Source organism: Paenibacillus sp. FSL M7-0656, assembly GCF_038003225.1.
Lineage (GTDB): Bacteria > Bacillota > Bacilli > Paenibacillales > Paenibacillaceae > Paenibacillus > Paenibacillus amylolyticus.
On the sequence record NZ_JBBOOT010000001.1, the window covers coordinates 4,490,287 to 4,506,972 of the forward strand.

General features: G+C 47.3%; 15 protein-coding genes. 9 read left to right on the forward strand and 6 right to left on the reverse strand.

Features of this window, described 5'->3' with window-relative positions:
- Nucleotides 1-39 precede the first annotated feature (39 nt).
- On the forward strand, nt 40-501 hold the full coding sequence (locus MHI01_RS19895) for a MarR family winged helix-turn-helix transcriptional regulator (protein WP_036612197.1): 462 nt from the start codon (nt 40-42) through the stop codon (nt 499-501).
- A gap of 144 nt (nt 502-645) precedes the next feature.
- On the opposite strand, the gene MHI01_RS19900 is transcribed toward MHI01_RS19895, so the two are convergent.
- Complete coding sequence (locus MHI01_RS19900; protein WP_340983933.1) at nt 646-1,620, reverse strand: aldo/keto reductase; 975 nt, start codon at nt 1,618-1,620, stop codon at nt 646-648.
- A gap of 112 nt (nt 1,621-1,732) precedes the next feature.
- On the opposite strand from MHI01_RS19900, the gene MHI01_RS19905 reads away from it, so the two are divergent.
- Nucleotides 1,733-2,776, forward strand: coding sequence for an LCP family protein (locus MHI01_RS19905; protein WP_340983934.1), 1,044 nt, complete (start codon nt 1,733-1,735; stop codon nt 2,774-2,776).
- Between the two features lie 189 nt (nt 2,777-2,965).
- Entirely contained in the window at nt 2,966-5,554 is a 2,589-nt protein-coding gene (locus MHI01_RS19910; protein ID WP_340983935.1) for a DUF2339 domain-containing protein, read from the forward strand.
- Between the two features lie 378 nt (nt 5,555-5,932).
- Here the strand turns inward: MHI01_RS19910 and MHI01_RS19915 are convergent, their stop codons facing one another.
- A complete protein-coding gene (locus tag MHI01_RS19915) occupies nt 5,933-6,088 on the reverse strand; it encodes a hypothetical protein (RefSeq protein ID WP_165980318.1) in 156 nt (51 codons plus the stop codon).
- A 233-nt stretch (nt 6,089-6,321) separates the two neighbouring features.
- Here MHI01_RS19915 and MHI01_RS19920 point away from each other — a divergent pair, with 233 nt between their 5' ends.
- Both MHI01_RS19920 and MHI01_RS19925 read left to right on the forward strand, forming a co-directional pair.
- Entirely contained in the window at nt 6,322-6,993 is a 672-nt protein-coding gene (locus MHI01_RS19920) for an FHA domain-containing protein (protein WP_036671661.1), read from the forward strand.
- Between the two features lie 26 nt (nt 6,994-7,019).
- Complete coding sequence (locus MHI01_RS19925) at nt 7,020-7,598, forward strand: class I SAM-dependent methyltransferase (RefSeq protein ID WP_339190656.1); 579 nt, start codon at nt 7,020-7,022, stop codon at nt 7,596-7,598.
- A gap of 231 nt (nt 7,599-7,829) precedes the next feature.
- Here the strand turns inward: MHI01_RS19925 and MHI01_RS19930 are convergent, their stop codons facing one another.
- The 3 genes from MHI01_RS19930 to MHI01_RS19940 are packed head-to-tail and all read right to left on the reverse strand — an operon-like array spanning nt 7,830 to nt 11,655.
- Nucleotides 7,830-10,136, reverse strand: a complete 2,307-nt coding sequence (locus MHI01_RS19930; protein WP_340983936.1) for a carbohydrate-binding domain-containing protein — start codon at nt 10,134-10,136, stop codon at nt 7,830-7,832.
- A gap of 27 nt (nt 10,137-10,163) precedes the next feature.
- A complete protein-coding gene (locus tag MHI01_RS19935; RefSeq protein ID WP_036612177.1) occupies nt 10,164-10,844 on the reverse strand; it encodes a DUF4956 domain-containing protein in 681 nt (226 codons plus the stop codon).
- On the reverse strand, nt 10,837-11,655 hold the full coding sequence (locus tag MHI01_RS19940) for a polyphosphate polymerase domain-containing protein (protein WP_253504198.1): 819 nt from the start codon (nt 11,653-11,655) through the stop codon (nt 10,837-10,839). Before MHI01_RS19940 ends, MHI01_RS19935 begins: the two co-directional genes overlap by 8 nt.
- Nucleotides 11,656-11,908: 253 nt before the next feature.
- Here MHI01_RS19940 and MHI01_RS19945 point away from each other — a divergent pair, with 253 nt between their 5' ends.
- From MHI01_RS19945 to MHI01_RS19955, 3 genes are all read left to right on the forward strand, one after another.
- Nucleotides 11,909-12,586 (forward strand): response regulator transcription factor, encoded by a 678-nt coding sequence (locus MHI01_RS19945; RefSeq protein WP_036612327.1) that lies wholly within the window; start codon nt 11,909-11,911, stop codon nt 12,584-12,586.
- Entirely contained in the window at nt 12,586-13,935 is a 1,350-nt protein-coding gene (locus MHI01_RS19950; RefSeq protein ID WP_339190660.1) for a sensor histidine kinase, read from the forward strand. The genes MHI01_RS19945 and MHI01_RS19950 overlap by 1 nt, the downstream gene beginning before the upstream one ends.
- Nucleotides 13,936-14,073: 138 nt before the next feature.
- Nucleotides 14,074-14,361 (forward strand): hypothetical protein, encoded by a 288-nt coding sequence (locus MHI01_RS19955; RefSeq protein WP_445744905.1) that lies wholly within the window; start codon nt 14,074-14,076, stop codon nt 14,359-14,361.
- 611 nt (nt 14,362-14,972) lie between these two features.
- On the opposite strand, the gene MHI01_RS19960 is transcribed toward MHI01_RS19955, so the two are convergent.
- On the reverse strand, nt 14,973-15,740 hold the full coding sequence (locus MHI01_RS19960) for an SDR family NAD(P)-dependent oxidoreductase (RefSeq protein WP_036612166.1): 768 nt from the start codon (nt 15,738-15,740) through the stop codon (nt 14,973-14,975).
- A gap of 195 nt (nt 15,741-15,935) precedes the next feature.
- On the opposite strand from MHI01_RS19960, the gene MHI01_RS19965 reads away from it, so the two are divergent.
- Nucleotides 15,936-16,574, forward strand: a complete 639-nt coding sequence (locus tag MHI01_RS19965) for a TetR/AcrR family transcriptional regulator (protein ID WP_100528192.1) — start codon at nt 15,936-15,938, stop codon at nt 16,572-16,574.
- The last annotated feature ends 112 nt before the right edge of the window (nt 16,575-16,686 follow it).

Sequence of the window (16,686 nt, forward strand, 5' to 3'; positions counted from 1 at the left end):
TATTCTGTTGCATAAGGTCGCACATCATGGAGGTATGAGATGACAAGCTCACGGTATAAAAACGCACAAGAAAGTCCGGGATATCTGTTATGGCAGGTAACAGCCATGTGGCAAAAGGAAGTACGCAGGGTGCTGGAGCCCCTCGAACTGACACAACCTCAATTTGTATTATTGCACGCCTGTTTATGGCTCAATGAACACGATGAGGAAGGCAAGGGAGTGACTCAGGTTCAAATTGCTCAGTTTGCCAAGGTGGATGTTAACGTGACTTCTCAGGTTCTACGTGCGCTTGAAAAAAGGGGATTAATTACCCGCGCTCGTCATCAGACAGATACGCGTGCCAATATTATCACAACAACGGAAGAAGGAACCCGATTGGCTGTGGAGGGAATCCATCTGGTCGAGGAATCGGACAAGGCATTTTTCGAAACTTTGGATGAACGTAAGGGAGAGTATTTGGAGATCATGCAGGAGTTTCTTCGCCAAAAAACGGAGAGTTGATCCGTAATATATCTTTTTTTAATGTATTAAACTACAGAATGTAGTGGAACTGGAAAATTTTCTGATTATTAATAATTATAGCACCTCTGTAAAATACAAATAGACCTCCTGACTTCATCTTGTCGGAAGGTCTATTTGGGTTGCTCAATCGATTCGATAGGACGCAAACGGCTCGCGGCGACGGAAAGAGTCACTAATCTGGTCCAGATCGGCCAACAGCTCATCGGGCAGTGACATGTTCAGACTAGCCAGATTATGTTCCAGCTGTTCGGTGCGTGTAGCGCCCACAATCACTGTGGATACAGTTGGACGTGTCAGTAGCCATGCAAGCGACAGTACACTCGGGGAGCATCCATATGAGGCAGCTTTAGCACTCACTTGTTCACTCAGTTGGATATTATGCTCCAGCAGGAAACGGTTGAAGGACGGATCGGTGTCTGCTCTGGAACCGGAGGGTACACCGGTCTGTCCGTTATATTTACCTGTCAGAATACCACCTGCCAGCGGGAAATACGGGATAATGCCTACACCCTGATCGAGACACATTGGTACCAGTTCCAACTCAGGTGTACGGTCTGCCAGGGAGTAGCTGGTTTGGGTGGAGATGTAGCGCACATAATCCTTCTGTTCACTGATGCCTAAAGCTTTCATCAGCTCCCAAGCTGCGTAGTTGGAGGCTCCGATGTAACGGACTTTGCCGGAAGTGACCATATCATCCAGTGTGCGCAGTGTCTCATCCAGCGGTGTATGCGGATCAAAAGTATGGATCTGGTACAGATCGATGTAATCCGTTTGCAGACGCCGCAGGCTATGTTCCAGCTCTTGTTGCAGATGGTAGCGGGAGGAACCCCGCCCATGAGGACCATCATGCCGGGGTAATCCGGCCTTGGTAGCAAGCACCGCGTTTTCCCGTCGACCTGTGAGAGCCTGTCCAATAATGCGTTCCGATTCCGTGCCTGCGTAGATATTGGCGGTATCGATAAAGTTGATGCCCTGATCCATCGCTGCATGAATAATGCGGGTAGAAGCTGCTTCATCCGCGCGTTTGCCAAACGCATTGGTGCCGAGCCCCAGTGCCGACACACGCAAACCACTATTGCCCAAACGTCGATACTCCATCATTCATCGCTCCTTCTCTATTCATTTATGTAATGCAGATTATAACGTAATCTATTGAAAACGTGTTATTAATATAGTTAAATGATTCTAAGAACCCGTTATTAAAGGAGATATGATGGAAAACAGTGCCGCACATTTAACAAGACGGAAGTCGAAGAAACCGAAGAAGAAATGGAAGAAGCCATTGATCATCACCCTAAGTGTGCTGCTTGTGTTGGGAGGACTCGGATTTATCTATCAAAAGCAACTCGTCGTGTTTGCCTTTAATTTGTTCGCTTCAGCTACGGTGAAGGAAGCCTTGGATGACTCCTTTGTACCAGCGGGCGATAAGGATGCCCCTGTCGTGGAACATACGGACCCATTCTCGCTGTTGCTGCTGGGTATTGACCAACGGGATAACGAACCAAGCCGTTCGGATACCATCATCTATTCCGTCGTGCGTCCAGAAGACAATAAAGTGCTGCTGCTGTCCATTCCACGTGATTCCTATACCGAGATTGTCGGCCGGGATGTGAAGTCAAAGATCAACTCAGCGTATGCCCATGGTGAAGCCAAGATGGCAATGGATACGGTGGAGAATTTGCTGGGGAACAAAGTGAATTTCTATGCCGCGATTAATTTCAACGGGCTCAAGGATATTGTTGATGCGGTTGGTGGTGTGGAACTGCCGATCAAGAAGAACATCGAGAACAAGCTCAAAATTCATGAGAAGCTGTTTGTTGAAGCGAATAAACCAATCTATAGCGGCGAAGAAGCGCTTGGATATGTGCGTTACCGGGAAGATTCCGATTTCAATCGGACGATGCGTCACCGGATTTTCTTAAGTGCCTTCATGAATCGTGCGCTGGAGGTCAAAAATCTGACCAAGATCCCGGATGTAATCCAGATTGCCGGATCGAATTTTACAACCAACATGACCTCGGACTTTATCGTGAAATTTGCCGAGTCCTTATATATGAAAGATAGCATACCAACGATCAGCAATTACATGCTGAAGGGTGAGGGTGCAACGCGCAGTGGCACATGGTACTACGATCTGTCGGAGGACGATCTGCAATATGTGCGTGGCATGATCGCCAGTTGGCTGGACCCGGATGCGACCGAGATAATTGAGCCCGAGTCAGCGGACCAATCGGAGACGAGTGATGCGGCATAAGCATCCATTCTTGTGCAAATGCTCATATGAATATAAGTCCGGAGAAGCAGTTGCTTCCCGGCTTTTTTGCGTTTGAGATCCTGCGGATGAAATAATGCACAGATATATCTAATGTTTAAACCTCTTTTTATGGCATACATATAGTAAAATATAGGGAAAAGATTAAACATCAACCAACGGAGGAAGCTCATGAAGGAGTTTAAGGATCGGCTTCAACAGGTTCAGGAGCAACAAAAGCAACTGGCGAAGGAGTATCACGCCTTGCTCCAGGAGTACCAGTCCGATGACCTGATCGTTAAGAATGAACAGTTACAGGAACAGTATGAAGCTCACAAGCTCAAGCTGCAACAGCTCGAACTTCGCTCACGCAAGATGGAAGAAGAGAATGCACGTCTTCGCATGGCGTTATCCGAACAGATGCTGGATGAGAAGCTGAATCTAGTCCGGGTATCGCGAGAGAAGATGGAGACCTATTTTCAAGGGAAAACAGCAGTACATAATGATCGAATTGCATTCCATGAGCATCGAACCAAATCCAATCTAAACGCGCTGTACAACCAGGCAGCACAGGAGTTGCAAGAGGATTCCGATGAGGTGAAGGAGAGGATTGCTTACCTTGCGGCAGAGGTGAATGAGCGTATTGAATCGCACAGACGAGCCGTACGGGATAGGGAAGAGGCTCTGCGTGGGCACATGGAACGTGGATATGAGCATATGGCGGAGGAAGGGTTGAGCGAAGAGACTATTCAACGCCGGATCAAGCAGAATCGCATGGAGATGAAGATTGGACTCAGCTGGATCAACAAGGTAGCCATCTTGCTCCTCATTCTGGGGGTTGGAGCAGCGTTCCGTTACTCGTACTCCACTTGGTTTAATGACGAGATGAAGAGCGGAGCCTTTTTCCTGCTCGGTGCTCTGATGCTCGCCGGAGGAGAGTGGCTGTTCCGCCGCAAAAGGCAGACGTTTGCGATGGGGCTGCTCGGCGGGGGGATATCCGTGTTGTTTGGCTCCGTCTTCTATAGTTACTTTTTACTGCATATTATCGGGTTATATACGGGACTTGCCCTTTCTGTATTGGTATCGGCAATCTCCGTTTTGTTGTCCTTGAGATACCAGTCGAAGACCATCTGTTCACTAGGTTTGGTGGGCGGATATCTTCCGCTATTCTCCTACATGTTCTCGTTCGGACTTGAGGGCCCTGCTGTCTATGTAGCCATGATCTACCTGCTGCTCTTAAACGGGATTATTGTGTTCATTTCGTTTGGCAAACGGTGGCCGGTGGTGCACTATATCAGTTTCCTGTTTAACACACCATCCATGCTCATCCTCTTATGGCTGTCGCCAAGTGAGAAAATTGGCATGTTGTATTCCATTGTGACGTTTGCATTATATCTGGGCATTACGCTGGCATATCCATTCAAACACCGAATGAAGTTAACCTGGTGGGATTTCGCTCTACTCGCCATGAATACGAGCATCAGCTGTCTGATGTTATACGTGTTATTTGATGTGGCAGGTTGGAATGATGCTCAGGGCTTGCTGGCGTTGATCTTCTGCGCGGTGTATCTGGGCCTCGCACGATTCGTTCAGCGCCATATGGCTCAGGAGAAACAGACCATTCTGCTCTTCTATGTCACTTCCCTGACCTTTGCCATTCTGATAATTCCGTTCCAGTTCGGAGCCAAGTGGTTATCGATGGGTTGGTTAATTGAAGGGGTTCTGCTGGTTACGCTTGGACATCTGAAACGGCTCAAGTCGGTGGAACGTGCCGGATGGGGCATTGTGCTTCTATGTCTAATCACTTTTGTGTACTACGATCTGCTGGCGTTATTCTTCATCGGGGAACGTTCTTACTTTATGTTAAAATACACCAGCATTACGCTGGGAACTTTGCTTATTACACTGTATTATGCCTGGGCAGTTGGCAGCAGTTCATTTTCCAAGGAGAGATTGCACTACAGCCCGCTTGAGCTTGGCTTCCTGAACGGATTCAAGTATGTGACACTTGCGAATCTGTGGTTATACGTGCTGTATGAGTCAAATGAATTGTATACCAGAGCTGTCGATGGGACGTTCCTGTTATACATGTTCTACAAGTTACTCATGTTCTCAGCGCTCACGATTGCATTGGCCTATGGACTGAGCAAGGTGAAGCTGCTGCATGATCGATACGTACAGGTGTATACCACCTTCCTGCATGCTATTGGCTGTTGTATTGCATTGGCCGTAACCTTAACCATGCCAGCCCTTCAGCCGGAAGTTCAGCAGCATACAGCGGCAGAGATTGTTGGTTTGCTGGTGCTGATTATCTTTAACGTAGGGGTATTCTTTGCAGGAAGGGATCTGCTGATTGCAGGCATCCGCGGGCAGTTCAAGAGCATTGAATGGTACCCGGTTATCGCAGGGGTATACCTGCTAGGGATCATCACCGTATTCCTGACGATCCAGTTCCAGTGGGGTGATGTGGGGCTGATGTTCAGCCTGATCTATCTGCTGCTCGCGATTCTCTATATTGCCTATGGATTCCGTAGAAAATATGTCATGATTCGGCGTCTCGGCCTTGGCCTAACGTTGTTCGCTACGGGGAAGGTGGTGTTCTATGATGTGGGGATGCTTACCTCGGGTAGCAAAATCTTTGCCTATTTCAGCTTCGGCGTACTATTGCTGGGGATCTCTTACCTATATCAGAAGGTGTCCAGCCGGATGGAGGAAGTACAGTCCAGAGTGACAGCGAAGCCTGACGACGAGCCGACTGTGCCGGAGGAAGGCCAAGATTGATTTGGGTTTTGGACGATTGTAGTGAACTTTGCGATTATCGGAGGAGGGATTCTTGAAATGGGATTCGACCTGAAAATTATGCTTTGGCAGTTGTTATGGCTTGCTGGCCCTGTAGCTCTTGGCGTGTATGGCTGGAGGAAATTCGGCGCGAGAAAGAAGCGGCAATGACATGAATGTGGGTGAGATGTTGGGAGTGTTCACTGTCCACTTCACTTCGATTTGGGAAATAAGTCGTGTAATATAGATTTTTTGGATTAAAATGAGGCTCCGGGCTGCTGTGAACAGCAATCTGGGGCCTTATTGATGTTAGTCTATGGCTTAGCCTAATATGACATTCGTGAAACGTTTTACGCAGAGATCACGTTATAATAGAGTAGACTAGGGTTGGATCTTCATTTGTAACCATGAGGTTTCGGAAGCCGATGTGCCTTTCAGTGATTCTCCGCCATCATCATTCATACGGGAGAGCACGGTTAATGTCATGGACAGGGCAAAGGCGAGCAACACGTATATGAAAATATTTTTTTTGTTCATAGGAAGGTACCTCTCTTGTTGAATGAGCTAAAGTAGACATCCGGCCGCCATGAGAAAAAAAGCACAACGTCTGGTATAGTAGAGTAAGTAGAACCGAACATAAATCGTTCCTGTATACCACTATATTGAACTATAGCGGTGCAAACAATGGAACAAATCTGATGATCTTATCATTATTGTTATGAAATGTTTATAGAGATCGAGTGAGTGATCATTGAAGGTGGGAGAATAACATGCGGGAGACGGCAAAAATCGTCATTCGTACGCCAGGACAGGAAAGTGACGGCTCATTCGCTTATGTAAGCCAAGGTCGCTCCATTACGGTGGGACGTTACACAGGCGGTAGTGAATTGGACTTGTCTGTTTATAATCAGATGATATCGAAGCGGCATTGCCGCATTCATTATGATGTACAGCAACAGTTATGGATCGAAGATCTGGATAGCAAAAATGGAACCGAACTGAACGGGCAGCGCCTCGTTCCCTATGAGAAATATCCGTTTGGCGAAGGAGACAGCCTGACGTTGGTCAACGGCCTGATCCAGCTTCGCACGGAAGGTGATCTTGGAGAGACGAGGGAATATCGTGTGTCGGATCTGCTGGGTGAGGGCGTACGTTTACTGGATCACCTGCAAACCGTACAGATCGGCGAAGTGGAGATTCCGCTGTCCAAGAAGGAGTATCAGCTGTTCAAGCTGCTGTATAGTCAACTGGACCACTTTGTGACAAGGGAACAAATTGTGGCTCAGGTGTGGCCGGAGCGGAGCATGCTGGAGAGTGAAGCGGTAGGGATCGACGAGATTAACTCGCTAATCTATCGGACGAATCGCAAGCTGGGTGTACATTTTACCATCAAGTCCGTTTATAAAAAGGGTGTATATATGAAGTCTCATGTGCCGGAATGAATGAGTGATAACAAAGGGATGAGTTCATGTTCATCATTTACTTGATTCCATGGCTGATTGCCGTGGTGACATTGATAGGTGTCATATCCATCGTACTTGTCAGTTGGAAAAACGGGATTTCGCCGATGCCCACATCTGGCCGTGTCAGGCAGGTGGTCATTCAAGAGGTAAACCGTATTCCGGGGTACGGGGATGTGCTCGAAGTGGGCTCTGGATGGGGCACATTGGGATTGGATGTTGTAAGACACTGCCCTGGCAAAAGGCTGACCGGGATTGAGAATTCTATTATCCCCTTATGGTCTTCCCAACTGATTGCCTATCTAAGTGTTCGCTTACGTCGAGCCAAGGGAAACAAGCACTCTCTCAAGGGCAGGCTGCGCTTCGTGCGTGGAGACATCTACACCAGTTCCTATGAACATGCAGATTGTGTAATTTGTTATCTGTTCCCGGGAGCCATGACCCGGCTTCTGGACAAGTTCAGTCGAGAGCTTCCGCCGGGTGCCAAGGTGATTAGTGTCTGTTTTGCGTTGCCAGGAAAAGAACCGCTACGCACCATTACATGCCGGGATGCCTTGCGCACCAAGGTGTATGTGTATTCCTTTTAAAGAAAAGAACAGGAAAGTGATCACCAGTTTTTTGCTCAGCTGGAGTGCTGTAAATCTTCTACCATAACGTTAATGGATGAAAGAGTGTGCTCCATATCATAGTAATGCAGATACCACGTAAGAACGCGGATGCGAAAAAGGCCCCGAACTCACTATGAAGTGATTCGGGGCCTTTTTGTCTCGCCTTTGAGTTGGGGCAAGAGATTGCTTGATTATTGCTTACCGCACGTATTACTTTGCAGAATCAGTAGTAACTGTGCTGTCGGATGTTGTACCGGATTGCGATCTGTTTCTGCCGCCTCCAAATCCGCCTTGTCCACCGCCACCAGGACCGCCCATACCTGTATTGGCAGTGGTTACACCAGATTCATTCACCCAAGTCACACTACTAGTCGATTGGAAGGCAACCACTTGAGTTCCACCACTATAGGTACCGTCTGTATAGAGTCCATCCACCGCTTTACCTGTAGACGTACCACCGGAGTAAATCACGTATGAACCATCTTTCGCAAGATCCGGGGAGCTGACAACCACGGTTTGATAATCTTTTGCTGGTGCAAACGTCAGAATGTTGTTGCCTTCGCTATCTTGTACATGTACAAGTGTTCCAGCTTTTTGCGTTGCAGGGAATGTCATCACAATGGTATTTTGCGTAGACGCATCGGATGTTCCTTGTGCCATACCCGAGCTGCCAGCAGCTACCAAGTATCCACCACTGATTTCAAATGTGCCGTCATAATCCAATGCTCCGTTGCCGCTATTCGTCGGTCCGTTCACAATAACCGTTCCGCCAGTCATGTTAATGGAACCATTGGAATCCAGTCCGTCACCACCTGCGTTCACCGTGAGTGTACCGCCGTTAATGTGGAACTCGTTATTGCTTGCTGCTGCACCACCCATACCGCCCGGTCCACGCCCTTGCTGATTAACAGCTGTACCTTGGGATGCCTGATCGGTAGTTGATGTTGTACCTGTCGTTTCGGTTACAGAGATGTTGGATGTTGTGGCTGCATCGGTTGCTGTAGTCGCGCTATCTGTACTTGCCGCTGTATTCGCAGCTGTTTCCGTCTCGCCACCTGCAGCGTTTACGCCATCATCGGATGCCGTTACATCTACATCCCCATCGTTCAGGGTGATCATTGCACCTTCAAGTCCTTCATAGCTCTTCGCAATCGTGATGGTTCCGCCGTTAATCGTCAGGGCCTGATCGGCATGGATGCCGTCATCACCGGATTCAATGCTGAATGTTCCATCGTTGACTGTCACGTTATTGTTGCTGTGCAGGGAATCATCCATGGAATCAATGGTATACGTACCGCCATTAACCGTAAGATCTGTACCTGCTTTGAGCGCTTTGGCACTTGTGGACTCCGTTGCTGTTGTAGCTGTGTCAGCATCGGCATTGTTATCCGTTGTTGTTGTTGTTGTTGTGTTGGCAGAGTTGGATGCTGCTGCGCCGTTCGTATTAGCACCTGCATTCGTACCGCTGTTATTAGGCATCTCTGGCATATCTGCAGGAGGTTCGCCATCCGGTGGTGTGCCCATATCCGTTGGAGGTGTGCCGCCACCCCATCCACCGCCGCCGCCAAATGGACCTTCTTCTACTTTGGCTGGTGCATTGGTGCTACCGCCGCCCGTTACAATGTTGTATGTGCCGCCATCCGCCACGAGTGCGGTTTCGGCTTGAATACCGTCGTTACCACTTTGGATATCGAAGGTACCTCCTGCGATAGCAACGTAACCTTTGGTGGTATCTGTGTCATTGGTTGATTTAATGCCGTCGCCTTCGGCTTCAATGGTAATCGTACCCGCTTGGACGGCGACCATATCCTTACCTTTGATGCCGTCATCGGCTGCTTTGACGCTGATGCTACCACTAATGATTTTCAGATCATCCTTGCTCGTAATACCTTCATTATAGTTACCTGTGACGGTCAATTGACCTGCACCGTTGAATGTAAGATCCGCTTTGCTGAAGATTGCAGCATCAGGCTCATCTTTCGTAGCGTCGGCGTAAACATACGTTTTACCATCCGATACGGTGTTTTTGGTTCCTTTTTCGAGCGTAATTACCGCTTTACCAGCCTTCTGAATGTAGATTGCGGCACTGTCGTTATCATGAATGGTTGCTCCGTTTAATACGAGATGCACAGTACCCTTATCGGCAACGTTAACCACGATCTGGCCATCCGTTAGCTCACCGCTAAGTACATAAGTGCCTGCTTCCGAGATGGTTACCGAACCATTCGCGGCTTTAGCACCCGAACCGGTCACCGTTGCAGTTGTTCCGTTCAGCTTAATCGCTGTGGAATCCGCCTCACTCCAGCTAATGTTGGTATCGTCAGCATCCAGAGAGACCAGATCTGCATATTTTACTGAAGTTTGCTCGCTGACGGATACCGTTTTGGTTGTTCCTGTCGTTGACGTTGCGGCATTGGCGGTTGTGCTTGTCGTTGCTGGTGAACTGCATGCGGCGAGTAGGCTGGTAATCATGGCGATGGACCAAAGTTTGCTGCCTGTTATCATGTTTTTCTTCATATTAGATCGTTCCCTTCGAATTATAAATTAATATTCCGTTGTTGGACTCATGGTTAATGAGATATCCAGGTTGCCGTTCCGTGTGCGGATCGCATCGAGGAATTCCTTTTGGCTAACACTTTCGTGAATGGTTACACTGTAGACCAGCTCATACAGACTGCCGAGTTCGGTCGTTCTGATTTTTTTCAGATCAAAAGGTACGTTGAATGTATGGAACACTTCATTAAGAGCTTCTTCATAACTCAAGTTTTCGGGAATGGTGACTTTCAGCGTTTTCAGCTGACTTTTCTTGCCACCAAAGTTGAAGCGACTCAGAACAAACATGAGTACACACAGGATAATGGTGAATAGCACCGCGTATCCAAAAGCGCCTACACCGCAGGCAAGACCGGAAGCCATCGTGAACAATACGTAAGCAATGTCCTTTGGATCACCAGGGGCACTTCGGAATCGGATGATCGAGAAGGCACCTGCCAAGCTGAAAGCTCGTGCGATGTTGCTGCCGATGAGCAGGATGATAATGGCGACAATGACGGGCAGGACAACCATCGTTAAGGTGAAGCTCTGGGAGTATGTGCTTTGGTTAGTCTTCATGTAGGTAAGGCTGATGACCAATCCCAGAATGATGGCAAGACCAATGGTAATGACTGCGTTGTTAAACGTCAGGTTGGTATCGGTTAGGGCTGAACTGAATAGTGAATCAAGCATATAGGACACGCTCTCTTTCTATAATCGTTTTATCTTGTTCTATGGATGGGTTGAAATCGGTACCTGGTACAAGAATGCGCTCTGTCTGGTAATTCAGGTTGGTTGTTCTCGCGAGATGTCTGAACTCGTTGCCGTATTTGGAGAATCCGGTACGATACAGCCCATGTTCAGATAGCAGTTGCGACAGCCACATCGGAACGGTTTTCTCGGCCTTCACTTCCATCAGCCATCGACCGTCCTTCACCAGCGGTTCACCGTAATCTCCCTGTTCGAGCTTCAGATCATATCTGCGGCTACGAATGTTGGTGTCAAAGGTAATGCGAAGATCGCGGCTGTTCTTGTCGAAGAGTGCTTTGCGTTCATATGCCAGATACACTTTCGGTTCCAGATCGTATACCCGAAGGAAATATTTGATCTCTTCGACAACTTGTTTGTTCATGTAATCCGCGAGCTCTGGCGCCTGTCCCGAACGGACGAATTCATATGCTTCATCCAGCTTCAAAGCTGTTCTGCGCTTGTTCACCAGGCCAAATACTTTCTTTTTGATCTCCAGATACACTCTGGCATTCTCTTCAGGGATTCCATAAGCTCGCAGTCTCAGCTTCTCCTTGTATTTTGGTTTGGAGAGACTGGCGCGGATCAGTGAATCCTGCGGAGTGTCGAAGTACAGGTTGCTGATGGAGTAGTACTCATGTTTCTTGTTGTAGGCATCCAGCTCCATGTATTTCAGCAGGTCATTGTAGAAATGCGCGTACTGCTCATCCGTCAGAAGGTACTTGCTCTCATATCGGTTAAATACTTCAATAGCCATGTGGGACTCATTCCTTTCGTTGGTAGGTTGTATGTTTTGTTGCATCGTGTATTGCTTCCATGTCTGTATCTTAGAGCCCCAACCTTGAATGAATCTTAAATGGTTTTACATTGCGTTAACATTTTTTTACCTTCCTATAATAGTGCGCATACACAAAATGAATTAAGATTGATTCAAGGTTTCATTGATAGAATAAGAACATATAAAACAAGTCCATTGAGAGAAATAATTCAAGCAGAGGAATGAATAGATGATGAGAATATTAATTGCGGAAGATGAGGTTCATTTGGCAGAGGCTGTATCGCAGATTTTGAAAAAAAACAACTACTCCGTGGACATGGTCCACGACGGCAGATCAGGACTCGATTATGCGCAGAGCGGCATCTACGACCTGTTACTGCTCGACATCATGATGCCAGAGATGGACGGGATCACCGTCCTGAAGAAACTTCGCAGTGAAGGCAATCATACGCCTGTCATTCTGCTTACTGCCAAGGGTGAACTATCGGACAAAGTCACAGGCCTCGATTATGGTGCCGATGATTATATCGCCAAGCCTTTTGCCACAGAAGAATTGCTGGCCCGGATTCGAGCAGCCTTGAGGCGGAAGGGCGAAGTGGTTCCCGAGGATGGGCTGAAGTTTGGCGATATTGAGCTGAATACAACCCAGTTGAAGCTGAGCGTACAGGGTAAGGAGATCAAGCTGAATCTGAAGGAGAATGAACTGCTGGAGCTGTTGATTGCTCGCAAACAGGCGATTACCTCCAAAGAGCAGATTATTGAGAAGTTATGGGGATTTGATTCGGAAGTGGAGTATAACAATGTGGAAGTATATATCTCTTTTTTACGCAAAAAATTAACCTTCCTGAACTCTGCCGTCCGCATTAACACGATTCGGGGTGTGGGGTATGTACTTGAGGTGACGTCCTGATGTTCAAGAAACTTCGAAATCGATTCTTGATCGTGAATCTGGTGTCCATCTCCATTATGATGCTGGTGGCATTTGCGACGATCTATACGATTACTTATCAGAATGTGCAACGTGAGACCAATATGGAGTTGTACAAGGTGTCTGATTTCTATCACAGTCCTTATAATTCATCCAAGATGCCGCGCGGGGAAGGGCAGGGTTCCGGTACAGGGGGTAGTACAGGCTCTGGTTCAAGTTCTGGTTCAGATTCGTTTCCTTCCGATACCATGGGTGGTGATAATGGAGGACCGGGAGGTGATCCCAACTCACCTCCGGCACGTTCCGTTTCGTTCATGATTAAGACGGATGATCAGTGGAAGATTACGGATACACATTCCCGATTTGATATGGAAGATACGTTCTACACCGAGGCGTTACAAAAGGTTGACCAGAATAAAGTTGGTGATTCGGAACGGCAGACGGGGCAATTTGCGCTGGATGGAACGGACTGGGCCTATGTGGTTGATCCGAGCGGTGCCGGGCACATGATCGTATTCATTGATGTGACGGCGCAACAAGGTATTCTTACGAATTTGATTTATACCTTTGCTGTTGTCGGACTGGTGATGTTGATTGTGATCTACTTCCTGAGCCGTTATTTTGCGAATCGCTCCATTGCACCAGTCAGAGAAGCGTTTGAGAAGCAAAAACAATTCATCGGTGATGCTTCACATGAGTTGAAGACACCTCTGGCGATCATCAATACCAATGCCGACGTACTGCTTGCCAATCAGGAGGATACTATAGCAAACCAAGCGAAGTGGCTGCACTATATCAAGTCGGAAACCGAGCGCATGACGGGACTTACGAATGATCTGCTCTATCTGACACAGATGGATGACTCACGCTCCACGATGATTCATGCGAAGTTTAATATGAGCGATGCGGTGGAGAGTATTATTTTGCCGATGGAGGCCGTTATCTTTGAGAAAAACATCTCCCTCGATTACAACATTGAGCCGAATCTTACGGTGCATGGGAACAGTGAGCAGATCAAACAGGTCATTCTGATCCTGCTCGATAATGCTGTGAAGTATTCCGGTCCAAAAGGCGCCGTAAACGTCACCCTCCAGAAACAGAATAATGATGTCATGCTGGCCGTGTCCAATACAGGTGAAGGCATTGCACCCGAACATCTGGATCGGATCTTCGATCGATTCTATCGTACGGATTCTTCAAGAGCCCGCAAGCATGGTGGGCATGGTCTGGGTCTGGCGATTGCTCGTTCCATTGTGGATCAGCACAAAGGAGAGGTGTATGCTCGAAGTGTAGTTGGAGAGGGTGCTACATTTTACGTGCGGTTGTCGTAAGGGCGGAGTGATGAGCGAGCTCCACACTAATCCTTCGCTCCCGCTCTATAATTGTTCTTCAGGCATAAGTTCTGCCTGTAATGGGTTAACCTATGCTACAATGGCAACAGTATGTATGAATCAAGGAGATGACTGAACGTGGCAGAAACAAATGCAATCAATGAACAAGAAATGATGCAATATATTGCGGGTAAAACGAAGGCAAGCCAGGAGAATATCGCCCTTGTGTTGAAGCATGAGCAAGCGTACATCAACAAGGCGCACGAAAATTCCAAAGGTAACGATGTGGATATTGACGGAGATGATCTGGCTGACTACATCCTTAGTCGTAAAGATGTGAAGCTGGATGAGTTGACCGTGGAAAGCATCCTGGATGCTGAGATGGACTACTTGATGGACAAGGGTCACGCAGGATACGTCGATTAAGTTAAGTGTAGGCAAAATCTAACGAATCTCACACGCGCTATTCGGGTATTTCTCGCTCGATTGGGAATGTAACGAATCTCAGACACGTTATTCTATGGATTTTAGGACTTTCCCATGCAGTTAAAGCATTTCCGCGGAATTAGCGTGTCTGAGATTCGTTAGTTCGGGAAATAAGCGCTTTTTGCCGAAATAAGGTGCCCTAGGTTCGTTAGAGTAACTTAGAGTGATCACATGGTGCAACGAGGCGTTAAATGGCTGTTTCAAAAGTGAAATCTCACAGATGCAGCCTAATGCATGGCAAGTGTTGAACTGTCAAAAAGACCTCAACTCCACAATACTGTGGTGTTGAGGCCTTTTTTAGATTGTAGTGACCAGGCATTCCTTCGGGAATACCTGTCGGTATAACTTTTTTAAGGATGGACTTGAAGTTCTATCGGACCTGACCACTATATGGGATCATTTGTCGAGTCTCGCTATGAGTACAGTTCGATGAGTGTTGACCTATCGGACAACCTCACCGCATCACTCATCTGTTTGCCCTACAGTCGTCCCTATTGGACATCGCTGTGAGGTGAGATTTTTAGGAAATCAATCCCACCGTTTATAGCTTCTTATTGACCCACCATACCGCCATCTACGGTGTAAAGGGAAGCTGTTACATAAGATGCTTCTTCGGACAACAGGAAGTTCATTACCGCAGCGACTTCTTCCGGTTCACCGTAACGGCCCATTGGAATGCTGGACACGGTTGCTGATTGATAATCTTCCACGTTACCGGAATTAGCTTCGATCTGACGCATCATGCGTGTATTGATTGTACCGGGCAATACAGCGTTAACCCGGATATTATAAGGTGCCAATTCATTTGCAGCGGTACGCGTGAGACCAACTACGGCATGTTTGGACATAATATATGGAGATACAGCAGGTGCACCCATCAGACCCGCGAGGGAAGAGGTATTAAGAATCGCACCGGATTTTTGTTTTTTCATCACTGGAATGACATTTTGCAGACCCAGGAATACTCCACGAATGTTGACGTTATATACGGTGTCGAGTGCTTCAACACTCAGGTCTTCGATCAGCCCTGTTGGACCTTCAATTCCGGCATTGTTGGCAAAATAATCGATTCGGCCAAAAGCATCCAATGCTTTTTGCACATAGTTTTTCACGTCTGCTTCTTGGGATACGTTCGCTTTTACGGCGATGACGTGCTCTTTGTCGAGGTTCAGATCAGTAATTGTCTGCTGGATGGCTTCTTCATTCAGGTCCACCAGAACCAAATTGATTTTGCGCTCAGCAAGGCGGCGTGCCAATTCTTTACCAATGCCCCCGGCTGCTCCTGTAATTACGGCTGTATGTGTATAAGATGTACTCATGAACTATCCGCTCCTTATTCATTATTGGCAGGTATTTCTCAAAAAAAGTTTCAACCTGTCGTCTATCTTTCCTGTCTCAATGTTAAGATATACATAGCAATGTGACAATAATCATTGACATCGCATATGTCAGCTATCGGACAGAGGTGTAAGCGGTGTTCATTTATATTACAATAATGAACAAAGGAGGCGAAAATGTTGATCATTGAACATCCTCAGGACCGGAGAGCACGAAGAACGCAGGATGCGATCATCGCTGCGGCGGTTTCTTTGATATTAGAAAAGGGAGCGGATGCCCTCACAATCCGGGATATTACGGAACGGGCGGATTACAACCGGGGAACCTTCTATTTACATTTTCCCGGCAAACCGGAGTTGTTGCAGTTCATTCTGGATGATTTCATGCAGGGAGTAGGCCGAGCTTATGCAGAACCATACGCACAGCTTACAGAAGTGGACATGACTGCATTGCTACCATCCACGATGCCTGTATTCGAATATATTGAAGCCCATCAGGATATCTTTCGTGCATTAATAACGATGCATTCAGATATGAGCTCTCGGCTATGCAATATGTTTAGAACGTATCTAACCGAAGATTTTGTATTGGTGACCGAGGATAGTGAGTGGACGATTAATTACGACATCATGTTAAGTTATCTGGTATCTGCAACAGTAGGGGTAATCATGCATTGGGCGGAGATTGGATTCAAGTATTCTGCGCATTATATGGGAGAGCAGCTTACGGCGCTGATTAACATCAAACCGACCCGTCTGCTGATTGAACCAGGGCAGAAGGGTCGGACTATTCACGAGCGTATGCTGTTGGATTAAAGGTCGAATGAGAGTTTTGTTCTATATCAATTGAACTAAAGAATATTTACACTGCACACTCCGATGACAGAACAACCTTCCGATCGCTGTTATCCCCAGATTTTTTTGATTC